This is a genomic window from Nocardia sputi (genome assembly GCF_023501985.1).
Genome location: NZ_JAMFLC010000004.1, coordinates 256,050 through 270,458 on the forward strand (window position 1 = coordinate 256,050; position 14,409 = coordinate 270,458).

The window sequence follows — 14,409 nt, forward strand, 5'->3', positions numbered from 1 at the left end:
CTTCGCTCGAAACCGGGGGGTGAGGTGCGCTGGGCGCGTTGGGTGTTCGACATGCGGACCGGAGGTCGATGCTGACCGGATGTTGGCCTGCCTGTGGTGGTCCGTTGCTGTCCGCGGCCCCCCTCATTGCGCGCTCCGCGTGATCGCCGTCGCGACTGTGTCGCTGGGCGGGCACCGGTAGCTGGGCCGCGGACAGCGGCGGACTACTTCAGGCCCTCGGCCCAGTCGTAGGACTTCAGGTAGGGGTCCGGTGTCACGGCCTTGCCGGAATCCCACACGGTGTAGATGAGTCCGTCGGGGCGGATCTCGCCGATGCGGGCGGTCTTGGTGATGTGGTGGTTGGAACCGTCGATGGTGACCAGTCCCTCAGGGGCGTCGAAGCTGACGCCGTCGGCGGCGGCCTGGATGTCCTCCACCTTGAACGACTTGGCCTTCTCGACGGTGTTCTTCCACAGGTAGACCGACGCGTAGGCGGCTTCCATCGGGTCCGAGGTCGGCTTGTCGGCGCCGAAGGCGGCCTTGTAGTCGGCGACGAACTTCCGGTTCACCGGGCTGTCGACGGTCTGGTAGTAGTTCCACGCGGTCAGCTGCCCGGCGATGTGCTGCGCGCCGATGCCCGCGACCTCCTCCTCGGCGATCGACACCGAGACCACCGGCATCTCCGCGGCCTTCAGGCCCGCGTTGCTGTACTCGCGGAAGAACGCGACGTTGGAGTCCCCGTTGAGGGTGTTGAACACCGCCCCCGCCTTGGCGCTGCGGACCTTGTTCACGATGGTGGAGAAGTCGGTGGAGCCGAGCGGGGTGTAATCCTCGCCCTTGATCTCGATGCCGTTGGCCGCGGCGTACGCCTTGATCTCGCGATTGGCGGTCTGCGGGAAGACATAGTCGCTCCCGACCAGGTAGAGGGAGGTGATGCCCTTCTGCTTCAGGTAGTCCAGCGCCGGGATGATCTGCTGGTTGGTGGTCGCGCCGGTGTAGAAGATGTTCTTGCTGTCCTCGAGGCCCTCGTACTGCACCGGGTAGTAGAGCAGCGAGTTCAGGCTCTCGAACTTCGGCTTCATCGCCTTTCGGCTCGACGAGGTCCAGCCGCCGAACACGGCGGCGACACAGTCGGAACTGATCAGCTTCTCCGCCTTCTCCGCAAAGGTCTTCGGGTCCGAGGCGCCGTCCTCGAGCACCAGGTCGATCTTCTTGCCGAGCACGCCGCCTGCGGCGTTGATCTGGTCGACGGCCAGCTTGGTCGAATTGGCGACCGTGACCTCGGAAATGGCCATCGTGCCGGACAGGGAGTGCAGCGAACCGATCTTGATCGTGTCCTTCGACGTGTCGACGCAGGACGCGGCGCCGGAGCCGGTGGTGGAGGCGTCGTCCTTGGCGCCGCAGGCGGTCAGCAACAGGGCAGCGAGCGCGACCGCGGTGGGCACCGCCATCACTCTCGCCACACGCCCGGAGCGATGGATGGCACGGGAATCTGGCATGGGGCGAACCCTCTCCTCATCAGGTGTTGCGGCGGCGTCGGCAGGGCGCCGCATCGAACACACCCGTCTTCGCCCCGCTCACGGCTGTAGACGGGGCTGTATACAACGGCTGTATCCGTGATGCGAACGGTAGACAGAAGTTGTTGCGCCGGAATATCTCTCGATGACAAGTCCGTTTCGTCTGTTTCGCGGAGGTGAACATTCCCGGTCAATGTTCGGTGCCCCGCTGTGAGGTTCCGGCAAACCCGCTGGCCGGGGCGGAGGTGGCTACGGTTGCGTAGCGTCGCCGCGATGCGGCACGCTTCGATTCGTACGACGCCTGAACCGTCCCAATCCGCGGCGGCCCGCGGACTCGAGTCGAGGAGGACCCGGTGGGCCACTACAAGGCGAATCTGAGGGATATCGAGTTCAACCTGTTCGAGGTGCTCGAGCTGGACAAGCTCCTGGATACGGGCGCCTACGGCGATCTGGACTCCGGCACCGTCCGGGAGATCCTGTCCGAGGTCCGGCGACTGGCCGAGGGACCGGTGGCGGACTCCTTCGCGGCGGCCGATCGTGATCCGGTCGTCTACGATCCGGCCACCTTCTCGATCGCTGTTCCGGAGCCGCTACGTAGGACCGTCACCGCCGTGCGCGACGCGGACTGGAGCAGGCTCGGCATGCCGGAGGGCATGGGCGGCACGCCCGCGCCCGCGGTGCTGGTGTGGGCGGTCGCCGAGATGATCACCTGCGCCAATCCGTCGGCGTCGTTCTTCAACATGGGCCCGGTCATGGCGTCGGTGCTCTACAACGTCGGCACCGAGCAGCAGCGGCACTGGGCCACACTCGGCTTCGAGAAGGGCTGGCAGGGCACCATGGTGCTCACCGAACCCGATGCCGGGTCCGACGTCGGGGCCGGCCGCGCCAAGGCGATCCGTCAGGAGGACGGCTCCTGGCACATCGAGGGCGTGAAGCGCTTCATCTCCGGCGCCGAGGTCGGCGACACCGCCGAGAACGTCTTCCACCTGGTGCTGGCCCGCCCCGAGGGCGCCGGACCGGGCACGAAGGGCCTGTCGCTGTTCTATGTGCCGAAGTTCCTCTTCGACCCCGAGACCTTGGAAATCGGCGAGCGCAACGGTGTGTACGTCACCGGGGTGGAGCACAAGATGGGCCTGAAATCCTCGCCCACCTGCGAGCTGACCTTCGGCGGCCACGGCATCCCCGCCAAGGGCTGGCTGGTCGGCGAGGTGCACAACGGCATCGCCCAGATGTTCCAGGTCATCGAGAACGCGCGCATGATGGTCGGCGTCAAATCGTCGGGCACCCTGTCGACCGGTTACCTCAACGCGCTGGCCTTCGCCAAGGAGCGGGTCCAGGGCGCCGACCTGACGCAGATGACCGACAAGGCCGCGCCGCGCGTGAGCATCATCCGCCACCCGGACGTGCGGCGGTCGCTGGCCATGCAGAAGGCGTACGCGGAGGGGCTGCGCGCGGTGTACCTGTACACCGCCGCTCACCAGAACGACGACGTGGCGCAACTGGTCTCGGGCGCGGACCCCGACCTGGCGCACCGCGTGGACGATCTGCTGCTGCCGATCGTCAAGGGTGTCGGCTCCGAGCGCGCCTACCAGTACCTGACCGAGTCGCTGCAAACCCTGGGCGGCTCCGGCTATCTCCAGGACTACCCGATCGAGCAGTACATCCGCGACGCGAAGATCGACTCGCTCTACGAGGGCACCACCGCCATCCAGGCGCAGGACTTCTTCTTCCGCAAGATCGCCCGCGACCGCGGCGTCGCGCTCGCCCACGTCAGCGCGCGAATCGCGGCGTTCCTGGACGCGAAGACCGGGCGGTTCGAGACCGAACGCGAACTGCTGCGCACCGCCGCGGCGGATGTGCAGGCGATGGCGGCCGCCCTCACCGGCTTCCTCATGGGCGCCCGGGAGGAGCCGAGCGAGCTGTACAAGGTCGGCTCGGGCTCGGTGCGCTTCCTGCTCGCAGTCGGCGACCTCCTCATCGGCTGGCGGTTGCTGGTGCAAGCGGAGATCGCGGCCGCGGCACTCGCCGCCGGCGCGCCCGAGAAAGATCGCGCTTTCTACGCCGGAAAGGTCGCTGTCGCGAGCTTCTTCGCCAAGAACGCGCTGCCGAACCTGACCGCGGTGCGCGAGATCATCGAGTCACTCGACAACGACATCATGAACCTGGACGAGGCGGCGTTCTAGCGGTCAGCCCTCTGAATCGGACAGCAGTTTGAGTACGACGGGCCGCGACAGCGTGCCGGAGACCTGCTTGGCGAGCTTATTGGCGCTCGCGCCCGCGGCATGGGCCGCCCGCAGGGCGGTGGCGAGGTCCGCGCGGGCGGCCTCGGCGGTGGCCTGGGCGTCGCGCAGCCTGCGTGCGGCGCGGTCCACCTCGGACTGTCCGTCGCCGGTGGTCAAATCATTGACCAGTTCGACCTCCGGCAGGCGTGCTCCCCGCTCGTCCGGGGCCGCGTCGCGCCGCATCGCCGCCCTGGCGAAGTCCATCAGGAACGCGCGGGTGGCGTCCTTGTCCTGCGCACCGGCCTCACCCAGCAGCAGCTTGGTGGTCTGCGGGACGGCGAGCGACCAGTTGGCCAGGCCACACAGCGCCAGCAGCAGGCGCCCCGCGTTCGTGGCGTCGATGTCGAACTGCTCTCGGGCGCGGTCGGATTTGCGGACGTAGTGCCGGGCGCGCCAGCCGTCGATGTCGTGGGCGTCGGCGCCGCGATGCAGCGCCTCCCAGAGCATCAGCCGCAACAGCTGCGGATTGTCGCGGTGGTAGTCGAACAGCTTGCCGACGTACGCGCCGGGTTCGGTATCGGCCAGGGGCTTCACCACGTCGATGAACTCGCGCAGCGTCTCGATCAGGATGACGTCGAACAGCTTGTCCTTGCTGCCGAACAGTCCGTAGATGCGCTCCTTGTTGACGCCGGCCGTCTCGGCGATCCGATCGACTCGCGCCCCGGCCAGCCCGTACTGCGCGAATTCGTCGCGGGCGGCGCGCAACAGAGCCTGCCTGGTCGCGTCACTGCGTTTCATCGTGGCCGTCATGACGAACACTTTACCAGTTCATTAAACCAACTATTTGGTTGACAACGGATCCCGCCGCGCCTACCTTCGAGTCCATGGCAATGCCCACCTTCCAGTCCGCGGCTCCGGTCGCGACGCCCGTCCGGGATACGTCCGCACGGGCCCACACGGGGCGCACCCTGCCCTTCTTCGTTCTGGCCGCCCTCTTGGCCACCGGCCAGATGTACGTCCCCATCCCGCTTTTCGCCGCCATGCGGGCCGACTGGGGCGTCGGCTCCGCGGTGATGACCTGGATCATCAGCGCGTTCGCCTTCGGGTACGCCGGGGGCTTCGTATTGTTCGGGCCGTTGGCGGATCGCTACGGACACCGCCGGGTGCTCGTGGCCGGAATGCTGGTCGCCGCAGTGGTCACCCTATTGACCGGTTTGGCGTTCGATGCACCGCTGGCCGTCGGCCTGCGGGTCGTGCAGGGCCTGGTGGTCGGCTCGATTCCGCCCGCGATCATGGCCTATGTGGCCACCCGCATCGATCCAGCGCACCGTGCCGTGGCCACCATGTCGGTGGCCACGTCGTTTCTCGCGGCCACGGTGATCGCGCAGATCGTGTCGCAGGCGATGGTGGACGTCTTCCCCTGGCGCACCGTCTTCCTCGCATCCGCCGTCGGTTTCGCCTTACTGGCGCTGGTCCTGCGTTCGGTGCTGCTGGCCGACGCTCCCATCGGCCGCGAGCTGCCGCTGCGGTACAGCTACGCCGCCATTCCGGCGGTGCTGCGCATCCGGGCGCTGCTGCCGATGCTGATCGCGGGCGCGATGAGCATGGCCGTGATGGTCGGGGTGTACACCGGCCTGGAACTGACCGGAGTGGTGCGGGGCTCGGGCGAACTGCTCGCGTTGCGTGCGGGCGCGCTGCCGGTGATGGTCGCGCTTCCCCTGCTCGCGGTGCCGCTGGCCCGGCTGTCCAAGCACGGTCAGATCGTGCTCGGCGTACTGATCGCCGCGACGGCGATGGTGCTGGCGACCTTCGAGGGAACCCATCCGGCCGTGCTGGCCGTCCTGCTCGCGGTTCTGGTCGGCGGTCTCGGCATCATCGCTCCCGCCGTGCTGCAGAGCGCGGGCGAGCTGGGCGGCGAATCACGGGCCGCCGCCATGTCGGTCGCGATGTTCAGCTTCTACGTGGGCGCGACCATCGGCCCGCTGGTCGCCGCGTCCGCCGCACCGCACGGTTTCGCGGCGCTGGCCTGGATTCTGGCGGGATTGCTCGTGGCCGCGCTGGGCATGACGGTGGCCGGTCTGCGTATCGCGCGCAAGACACAGGCCGCCTGACACGACGTCCGGCCGGTCGGGCTGCGACACCGGCCGGACGTCGTCCAGGACGATCGGCTACGACTACTTCAGCACGTACGGCGACACCGAGCTGCGGTGTTCGCTGATGTCGAGCACCTTGCCCAGCGGCGGGAAGGCGCGTTGCGGGCAATTGGCGCGTTCGCAGACTCGGCATCCGGCACCGATCGGCGTCGGCTGCACTTCGTCGAGATCGATGCCGTCGGCGTAGATCACGCGGGCCGCGTGCCGCAGTTCGCAGCCGAGTCCGATGGCGAAGGTCTTGCTCGGCTGGCCGTAGCGGGTGGCGCGGCGTTCCACCGTCCGGGCCACCCACAGGTACTTGCGGCCGTCGGGCATCTGCGCGATCTGCGTCATGATCTTGCCGGGATAGGCGAAGGTCTCGTAGACGTTCCACAGCGGGCATGTTCCGCCGCTGGCGGAGAAGTGGAATCCGGTGGCCGACTGGCGCTTGGACATGTTGCCCGCCCGGTCCACTCGCACGAACGAGAACGGCACGCCGCGCAGCGACGGGCGTTGCAGCGTGGAGAGCCGGTGACAGATGGTCTCGTAACTCTGGGTGAAGAACGCCGACAGCCGTTCGATGTCGTAACGGAAGTCCTCGGCGACCTCGTGGAAATGCGTGTACGGCAGCACCGTCGCCGCGGCGAAGTAGTTGGCCAGCCCGAGCATGGCCAGCTTGCGGGCGTCCTCGGACGCGAAATTGCCCTCCTCGACCAGCTTCTCCAGCAGCTCGCCGCACTCGAAGTAGGCCAGTTCGGCGGCCAGCTTGAAGGTGCGCTGCCCGCCGGACAGATGCGGTGCGATCTCCAGGTTGCGGGTCTGCGGGTCGAAGCGGTGCAGCACACCCTCGCCGAGGTCGATGCGCTCGGTGATCCGCACGTCGTGCGCGCGCAGAATCCTGGCGATCTCGCTGTTGACGTCGCCGCCGTGGAAACGGATGCGCGCGGTGAGGTCTTCGGCGGCCGTATCGAGCTCGTGAATGTAGTTCTGACGCTGATAGAAGTAGTCGCGCACTTCCTCGTGCGGCTTGCTGATCGCCCCGCTGCCCGCGCTGTCGGCGAACCGGTCCTCGGTGGCCGCGGCCAGCTGGGCCGAGGTGTTGCGGTAGCGGTTGTGCATGTTGACCAGCGCGCGGGCCATGCTCGGGTGCGCCGAGACCATGTCGGCGATCTCCTGGGCGTCGGCCTCGATGCCCAGCTCCTGGTCCATCACGACCTCTTGGAGTTCGGCGATGAGCCGGGTGTCGTCCTGCGCGGAGAAGAAGGTGGCGTCGACGCCGAACAGGTCGCTGATTTTCAGCAGCACCGGGACGGTGAGCGGCCGCACGTCGTGCTCGATCTGGTTGAGATAACTCGCCGAGATCTCCAGCTGCTGGGCCAGCGCGACTTGGCTCAGCCCGCGTTCGGTCCGCAGCTGACGCAGCCGAGCGCCGACGTAGGTCTTGGCCATGCGTCCAGCTTATGGACGCTTTCGCATTCGTGCCAATTTCTGATTAGCAGCAGGTTCCAGCGCGGTGTCGTACCCGGCGGCTACCGTCGGCAGGGTGTTGTTCTCGGATGTCGTCCTCGGCTCGGAGACCGTGCGCGCGACCAGGTCACGCAAGACGAAAATCGCCACGTTGGCAGGGTTGCTGACGGCGGCCGCTCCCGAGGAGCTGACGCCGGTGGTCGCCTGGGCGTCCGGCGAGCTACCGCAGGGGCGGATCGGCACGGGTTGGCGCACGCTCACCACCCTCGACATCCCGTCGGCCCCGGTGGCGACGCTGACGGTGTCGGCGGTGCACGCCGCGCTGAGCGATCTGGCAGGCACCTCCGGCGCCGGTTCCGCGGCTCGGCGCAAGGAACTGCTCGCGGCGCTGTGGTCCGCGGCCACCGCGGAGGAGCAGGGCTTCCTGGTACGCCTGCTCACCGGAGAGCTGCGCCAGGGCGCGCTCACCGCCGTGGTCGCCGAAGCCGTGGCCGTCGCCGCCGGCGTGCCGCCCGATCTGGTGCGCCGGGCGTACATGCTGTCGGGCCGGTTGCCGGTCACCGCCGTCGCGGCGCTGACCGGTGGCGCTGCCGCGCTCGCGGAGTTCAGGCTCGAAGTCGGCCGCCCGATCCAGCCCATGCTCGCCGCACCCGGTGCGACGCTGGACGAGGCGCTGATCGAGTTCGAGGGCGAGGTGAGCCTCGAGCACAAGCTGGACGGCGCCCGCATCCAGGTGCATCGGGACGGCGACCGGATTCGGGTGTTCACCAGGACGCTGCGCGAGATCACCGCGAGCGTGCCGGAACTCGTCGAGCTGGTGGGGGGTCTGAACTGCACGAGCGTCGTGCTGGACGGCGAGACGCTGGCGCTCACCGACTCCGGGCGGCCGCGCCCGTTCCAGGAGACCATGAGCCGGTTCGCCGAGGTGAGTACTACCAGGGAACTGCTGCTGCATCCGTATTTCTTCGACTGCCTGCACCTGGACGGCCGGGACCTGCTGGACGCTCCGCTGTCCGAGCGGCGCGCGGCGCTGACGAAGGTGGCCGGCGCGCACACCATTCCCGCGCTGCTGCGGCCGGATGCCGAGGCGGCCGCGGAATACTTCGACGGCGCGCTGGCAGCGGGTCACGAAGGCGTCATGATCAAGTCGTTGACCGCGCCGTACGCGGCGGGCAGGCGCGGCCGGGCCTGGCAGAAGATCAAGCCCACGCACACCCTCGATCTGATCGTGCTCGGCGCGGAATGGGGATACGGCCGCCGCACGGGCTACCTGTCGAACCTGCATCTGGGTGCTCTCGACCCGGACACCGGCGAGCCGGTCATGGTGGGCAAGACGTTCAAAGGACTCACCGACGCGCTGCTGCAATGGCAGACCGCCGAATTCCCACGGCACGAACGCTCCCGCGATCAGCACACCGTGTATCTGTGGCCGAAACTGATCGTCGAAATAGCCCTGGACGGCGTGCAGGTCAGCCCACGCTATCCCGGTGGTGTCGCGTTGCGTTTCGCTCGGGTGGTGCGCTATCGCCCCGACAAAGAACCCGCCGAAGCCGACACCATCGACACCGTTCGCGCGCTGCTGCCGTGATGTGAAGCGCGCACGCTCCCCAGCAGGAGCGTGTCGGTCGCGCGAGGCGCGTCGAGCCGCTGTAAGTATGGGCAGCGCAAGGTTCCGGATGGCCGCCACAATGCTCTGGTCCGGCCGGTTCGTGCTTCCGGACAAGGAATCGGCGGGCGGGTGGGATGATGCGAATGGTGCTGTCCGGGCGGTGTGTCCGGCTCGTAATGTCGCTGCTGGGCGCGTTGGCGGTGAGTGCGGTAGGTCCGCAGGCGCAGGCGAATCCGATCGAGCAGTTCCTCACGCCTTCCCGCGAATATCCCGGGATCCTCCCCACGCCGCTGGGTGATCCGTTCTACACGCCGCCGCCGGACTTCGAGAGCCTGCCGCCGGGAACGGTTCTCGCGTCCCGCCCGGGAGGCACCGGCCTGACCGTGTTCCCGCTGGAGTCGACCGAACTGCTGATCCGGTCCACCGATTCCAAGGGGCGTCCGGTGCCGGTGGTCGCGACGTTGCTCGTGCCGCGGACACCGTGGCCCGGGCCGGGGCCGCGCCCGGTGCTGTCGTTCAATGCCGCCATCGACTCGCTCGGGCATCGGTGCGCACCGTCCTACGAACTCAGGACCGTGTTGTCGGCCAAGTTGTGGGCCGCCCAGATCCCGCTGGCCAAGGGGTACGCGGTGCTCGTGCCGGACCACCAGGGCCCGCGACAGGCATACGGGGCGGGCCTGATGGCCGGGCACGCGGTGCTCGACTCGATCCGGGCCGTGGTGGGAACGCCGGAGCTCGGGCTGCGTCCGGACGCTCCGACGGTGGTCACCGGATACTCCGGCGGGGCGATCGCGAGCGGGTGGGCCGCGCAGCTGGCCCCCGAATACGCGCCGGAGCTGAATCTGGTGGGTGCGGCGTTCGGCGGTGTTCCCGCCGACTTCGGCATGCTGCTGTCCACCATGAACGGCCGCAACTTGGCTTCCGGGGTCTTCCTGGCCGCGACGCTCGGACTGGCCCGGGAGTATCCCGAGATGCTCGACCTGATGAACGACAACGGCTGGCGGCTGGCGCAGATCGGCAAGGACGTGTGCATGTCGGCGGAGGAATTCGCCGGGGTCGTCGCTCCGATCCCGGTGCAGGCGCTCACCCACGCCGCCGCGCCCACCGAGCTGCCGATGATCCAGGAGATATTGGCCGCCAACCGGCTGGGAGCGAGCGCGCCGACGGTGCCGGTGTTCCTCTATCACGCCACGCACGACCCATGGGTGCCGCTGGCCGGTGCGGAGAAGCTCTACACGGACTGGTGCGGCGCGGGGACGCCGGTGGATTTCCAGGTCTATCTCGGCGAACACTTCCTGGTCGGCCTCAGCGGCATACCCGGCGCGAACTCGTGGATCGATGACCGGTTCGCCGGGCGTGCGACCATCCCGCACTGCACCCGATCCGGCTGATACCGGACGAACCAGGCTAGTCCATGGCGGCCGGAGGACTTTCGGTAACCACATGGCTATGACGTTCGGCGGTGCAGCACACTGGAGGCGTGACCGTCGAATTCCTGGTTCTCCTGATCGTCATCGTCACGGCACTCGCATTCGATTTCACGAACGGCTTCCACGACACGGCGAACGCGATGGCGACCTCGATCGCCACCGGAGCCCTCCGGCCGCGCGTGGCGGTCGCGCTGTCGGCGGTGCTGAACCTGGTCGGCGCGTTCCTGTCGGTCGCCGTGGCCGCCACCGTGGCGAAAGGCATCGTCCGGCTCGACGCCGTCAGCGGCCACGATCTGCTCGTCATCGTGTTCGCCGGTCTGGTCGGCGGAATCCTGTGGAACCTGCTCACCTGGCTGTTCGGTCTGCCGTCGAGTTCGTCGCACGCGCTGTTCGGTGGCCTGATCGGGTCGACGCTGGCCGCGCTCGGGTGGAGCGGCGTGATCTGGGCGTCCGGCTCCGAAGGCGTGCTCACCAAGATCGTTCTTCCGGCCGTGCTCGCGCCCATCGTCGCCGCGCTGGTCTCGGCAATCGGCACGTGGCTGGTGTACCGGATCACCCGCGGCGCCGACGAGGACAAGGTCACCGAGGGGTTCCGGTGGGGCCAGATCGGCTCGGCCTCGCTGGTCTCGCTGGCGCACGGCACGAACGACGCCCAGAAGACGATGGGCGTGATCTTCCTCGCGCTCGTCGCGCACGGGACACTCACCAAGGACGCCGAGCTGCCGCTGTGGGTGATGGCCGCCTGTGCCGTGGCCATCGCGGCGGGCACCTATCTCGGCGGCTGGCGGATCATCCGCACACTGGGCAAGGGCCTGGTCGAGATCGACTCGCCACAGGGGCTCGCGGCGGAATCCGCGTCGGCCGCGATCATCTTGACTTCCGCCCATTTCGGTCTGCCGCTGTCCACCACGCAGACCGCCACCGGCTCCATCCTCGGTACCGGCCTCGGCAAGGGCGCCGAGGTGCGCTGGAGCGTGATGGGGCGGATGGTGGTCGCATGGTTGCTCACGCTGCCGCTGGCCGGTGTGGCCGGGGCGATCTGCTGGGCCATCGCCCACTTCGTCGGCGGGCTGGCCGGGGTGCTCGTGGTCTTCGGTCTGCTGATCGGGCTGTCGACGCTGATGTGGCTGCGGTCGCGGCGCAATCCGGTGCACACCGGCAATGTCAACGAGTGGCCGGGCGACGGGACCGACCCGGCGGCACCCGCCGGCGACGACCGGACCACGTCGGCGGACTCGAACCGATCGGCCCAGGTGTAGGAGGACCAGCGTGCACACTCTCGTCACGAATCTGAGCGGGCTGTGGAAAGTCGTCGCGGCCGGGCTGGTGCTCGGAGCGGGCTTGCCGATGATCTTCGCGATCGGGGTGCGCTTCTGGTCGATGTCGGAGACGGCCGACGCGGATACCAGCACCGTGCGGCGCGACTATCCCGCGCTCACGGCAGCGCTGACGTGCTTCGCGGTGGTCGTCGTCGCGATCGTGGGCGGAATCCTGTACACGGCGAAGGCGTTCCTCGCCGCCAGATTCGGCATCCATCTGTTCGGCCAGGCGTGAGGAGTGGCACCGTGACCGAACCAGTGAAACCCGCACCGACCCGGCCGAAGCTGCTCGGCAAGGTAGTGGGCTGGCTCCGTGCCGGGTATCCGCAGGGCGTTCCGCGATCGGATTACGTGGCGCTGTTCGCCGTGCTGCACCGGCACCTCACCGACTACGAGGTGGTCGTCATCGCCGAGGAGTTGGTGGCTTCGAACCCGGACAGCGGGATCACCCGCGTCGAGATCGAGCAGGCCATCGCCCGGATCGCCATGGAACAGCCGGACGAAGGCGACGTCGCCCGCGTTGCCTCCCACTTGGCGGCAGGCGGCTGGCCGCTGGCCGATCCACCCGCTGATTCCGACTGACCGAGCCGCCGCCGATGCCACCTTTCCTGAACGCGATCATCGGCTGGCTGCGGGTCGGATACCCGGATGGCGTGCCGGAATCCGACTACATCCCGCTGCTCGCGCTGCTGCGCCGTCGCCTGTCCGACGAGGAGGTCGCACGGATCGCCGCCGAGCTGGCCGGTGCGGGCGGGGCGGACATCGATGAGACCGATATCCAGGTGATGATCACCAAGATCACCAACGCGATGCCGTCGGAAGCCGACGTGGCCCGGGTGCGCGCCCGTGTGGAGGCCAATGCCTGGCCGCACCCAGACGGGGAATGAGTCACGGCTGCTCGCGCGGGCCGCTGAGGTAGGGCAAGCGGCGCACGCCCGCCGCGACCTCATAGGCGAGATCCTCGTAGCCGAGCGCCAGTTCGGCCAGGCGCTCCCAAGCATTGTGCACCGCCCATTCCGGCGCCCCGGCGAGGATCGCGTACGCGCAGGCGGAGAACTGAGCGAGACGATCGACCACCATGCCGACGGTCTCGGTGTGCATGTGCGCACCGCCGTGTGGCGGCGGCGCCTCGGTGGCGACCCAGCGATCGACGGCGAGGACGAGCCGGGCGCGATCCCGGTCGATGTCGTTCGCACCGCCCGGTTCACGGCCGAGGCGGCGCTTGTGCAATCCCGTGAGTAGGTGGGCGGACTCCAGGATGGGGTGGGCGCGGTGCGGCGCGCTGCGGCAGGCATGAAGGACGAGCTCTTTGGTCGGCAGTGGTTCCACTGCGGATAACCCCCTCGGTCGAAATGGTCGCGCCGGCATTACGCGAGACGCGAATATCAGCGGCGACGACGCCCGCCCGGACGGTGGCGATGGGACAGCGGCCCGCCGTCCCATGGCGATTCGATGACGACGAGCCCGACGGCCTCCAGTGCCGTGAGCCCGAACCGGCACGTCAGCTCCTCCGTCAAGGAAACCATCTCCGCCGCTTGGATAGCCGCCGTCGCCTGCTCCGTGGTCACCATCCGGCCACGCAGGTAGGACACCACCCACGCGTCGTCGCTGACCCGGCGCGCCTGATGCGGCGTCCGGTCACTGACGATCCAGATCCGGTCGACGACGTGCACGGACATCAGAACCCCCTCCATCCCCGCAGGGCGGGTTCCGATGACAGCCCCGCCTGTGATGCACAACACAAGCAGCTTAGAAGTCGGTCCGTTGATAGGTCAAGTTGACCAGTCCATTTGACAAACTTCGCGCGCTGTGGATGCGGGTACGGTCATCTGCACGAACAGCCGGAGCCGGAAGGACTCATCGGACGATGGCACCACTCTCGCCCACGGTCGCCCGCTGGGAGCTCATGCTCCGGATCAAGCGCCGCCGCACCGAGTTCGACGTCTCCGCGTCCCTCATCGCCAAGGAACTGGGCTTCACCCTGTCGTACTGGTCGAAGGTCGAGAAGGAACGCGTCCTGGCCGAGGACAAACTGCGAAAGCTGATGAGCCTGCTGGAATTCGACCCGGACGAGCGCGAGGAGATGTTGCGGCTGCGCGATATCGCCAAGCGCCGAGGGTGGTGGTCTGAGTACGCCGGGTTGCTGTCGGACGAGGTGTTGCGCCTGTACGGGTTGGAGCACGGGGCGCACGACATCCGCAGCTACACGAGCATCTTGATCCCTGGTCTCTTGCAGACCGAGGACTACGCGCGGGCCGTAATCGCCAACGACAGGGCGCGGATTCGGCAAGTGGAAGTGGAGCGCTGGGTCGAGGTCCGGATGAGGCGCCAGAAGCGGCTCGCCGAATCGGATCCGCTACTGGTGACCGCGATCGTCAACGAGGCCGCGCTGACTCAGCGCACCGGCGGTGTGGCCGTCCTGAAGGGGCAGCTCCGCCACCTCCTGTCGATTACCGAGACGCATGCCGACACGGTTGACATCCGGGTCGTACCGTTCGACGCGCCAGGCGGTGTGTTGCTCACCGGTGCGTCGTTCCATTTGCTCGGGTTCGAGAGTGCACTCCTGCCCGACGTGGCGTGGACCGAGACGCTGGTTCATCTCGGCGTGATCGAAGAGAGCGAACCGGTACGCCACCTCGAGACCATGTTCGGTACGACTCTCGCCGAACACGCGCTCCCGCGAAACGAGTCGACAGCGTTGATAGAACGCAGACTGACTGCGCTGTAGCGTGAT

The 14,409-nt window shown here is 68.1% G+C and carries 14 protein-coding genes; 9 read left to right on the forward strand and 5 right to left on the reverse strand.

All coding sequences use genetic code 11. From position 1 onward, the window contains the following. Window positions 1-203 precede the first annotated feature (203 nt). The gene (urtA, locus tag M8859_RS08270; protein WP_223521637.1) at window positions 204-1,430 is read right to left on the reverse strand and encodes an urea ABC transporter substrate-binding protein; all 1,227 of its coding nucleotides are present in this window, start codon (window positions 1,428-1,430) and stop codon (window positions 204-206) included. A 419-nt stretch (window positions 1,431-1,849) separates the two neighbouring features. Here urtA and M8859_RS08275 point away from each other — a divergent pair, with 419 nt between their 5' ends. Then, entirely contained in the window at window positions 1,850-3,679 is a 1,830-nt protein-coding gene (locus M8859_RS08275; RefSeq protein WP_159921650.1) for an acyl-CoA dehydrogenase, read from the forward strand. 3 nt (window positions 3,680-3,682) lie between these two features. On the opposite strand, the gene M8859_RS08280 is transcribed toward M8859_RS08275, so the two are convergent. Beyond that, complete coding sequence (locus M8859_RS08280; protein ID WP_236565322.1) at window positions 3,683-4,528, reverse strand: TetR/AcrR family transcriptional regulator; 846 nt, start codon at window positions 4,526-4,528, stop codon at window positions 3,683-3,685. Between the two features lie 74 nt (window positions 4,529-4,602). On the opposite strand from M8859_RS08280, the gene M8859_RS08285 reads away from it, so the two are divergent. Continuing rightward, entirely contained in the window at window positions 4,603-5,829 is a 1,227-nt protein-coding gene (locus M8859_RS08285) for an MFS transporter (protein ID WP_159921648.1), read from the forward strand. Between the two features lie 63 nt (window positions 5,830-5,892). Here M8859_RS08285 and ramB read toward each other — a convergent pair whose 3' ends face one another. After that, window positions 5,893-7,299, reverse strand: coding sequence for an acetate metabolism transcriptional regulator RamB (gene ramB, locus M8859_RS08290; protein WP_159921646.1), 1,407 nt, complete (start codon window positions 7,297-7,299; stop codon window positions 5,893-5,895). Window positions 7,300-7,393: 94 nt separating this feature from the next. On the opposite strand from ramB, the gene M8859_RS08295 reads away from it, so the two are divergent. From M8859_RS08295 to M8859_RS08320, 6 genes are all read left to right on the forward strand, one after another. Then, the gene (locus M8859_RS08295; protein WP_159921644.1) at window positions 7,394-8,905 is read left to right on the forward strand and encodes an ATP-dependent DNA ligase; all 1,512 of its coding nucleotides are present in this window, start codon (window positions 7,394-7,396) and stop codon (window positions 8,903-8,905) included. 197 nt (window positions 8,906-9,102) lie between these two features. Next, complete coding sequence (locus tag M8859_RS08300) at window positions 9,103-10,317, forward strand: lipase family protein (RefSeq protein ID WP_249644068.1); 1,215 nt, start codon at window positions 9,103-9,105, stop codon at window positions 10,315-10,317. A gap of 89 nt (window positions 10,318-10,406) precedes the next feature. Further along, window positions 10,407-11,615 carry an inorganic phosphate transporter gene (locus M8859_RS08305; protein WP_159921640.1) on the forward strand — a complete coding sequence of 403 codons (1,209 nt, stop codon included), beginning with the start codon at window positions 10,407-10,409 and terminating at the stop codon, window positions 11,613-11,615. 10 nt (window positions 11,616-11,625) lie between these two features. Continuing rightward, entirely contained in the window at window positions 11,626-11,910 is a 285-nt protein-coding gene (locus tag M8859_RS08310; RefSeq protein ID WP_249644069.1) for a hypothetical protein, read from the forward strand. Between the two features lie 11 nt (window positions 11,911-11,921). Further along, the gene (locus tag M8859_RS08315; protein ID WP_195069635.1) at window positions 11,922-12,257 is read left to right on the forward strand and encodes a DUF3349 domain-containing protein; all 336 of its coding nucleotides are present in this window, start codon (window positions 11,922-11,924) and stop codon (window positions 12,255-12,257) included. Window positions 12,258-12,271: 14 nt separating this feature from the next. Continuing rightward, complete coding sequence (locus M8859_RS08320; RefSeq protein ID WP_159921634.1) at window positions 12,272-12,562, forward strand: DUF3349 domain-containing protein; 291 nt, start codon at window positions 12,272-12,274, stop codon at window positions 12,560-12,562. Between the two features lies 1 nt (window position 12,563). On the opposite strand, the gene M8859_RS08325 is transcribed toward M8859_RS08320, so the two are convergent. Together M8859_RS08325 and M8859_RS08330 are read right to left on the reverse strand one after the other, a co-directional pair. After that, on the reverse strand, window positions 12,564-13,004 hold the full coding sequence (locus M8859_RS08325; RefSeq protein ID WP_159921632.1) for a DUF4254 domain-containing protein: 441 nt from the start codon (window positions 13,002-13,004) through the stop codon (window positions 12,564-12,566). Window positions 13,005-13,060: 56 nt separating this feature from the next. After that, window positions 13,061-13,354 carry a hypothetical protein gene (locus tag M8859_RS08330; RefSeq protein WP_159921630.1) on the reverse strand — a complete coding sequence of 98 codons (294 nt, stop codon included), beginning with the start codon at window positions 13,352-13,354 and terminating at the stop codon, window positions 13,061-13,063. A gap of 188 nt (window positions 13,355-13,542) precedes the next feature. On the opposite strand from M8859_RS08330, the gene M8859_RS08335 reads away from it, so the two are divergent. After that, window positions 13,543-14,403, forward strand: coding sequence for a helix-turn-helix domain-containing protein (locus tag M8859_RS08335; RefSeq protein WP_159921628.1), 861 nt, complete (start codon window positions 13,543-13,545; stop codon window positions 14,401-14,403). Window positions 14,404-14,409: the final 6 nt, after the last annotated feature.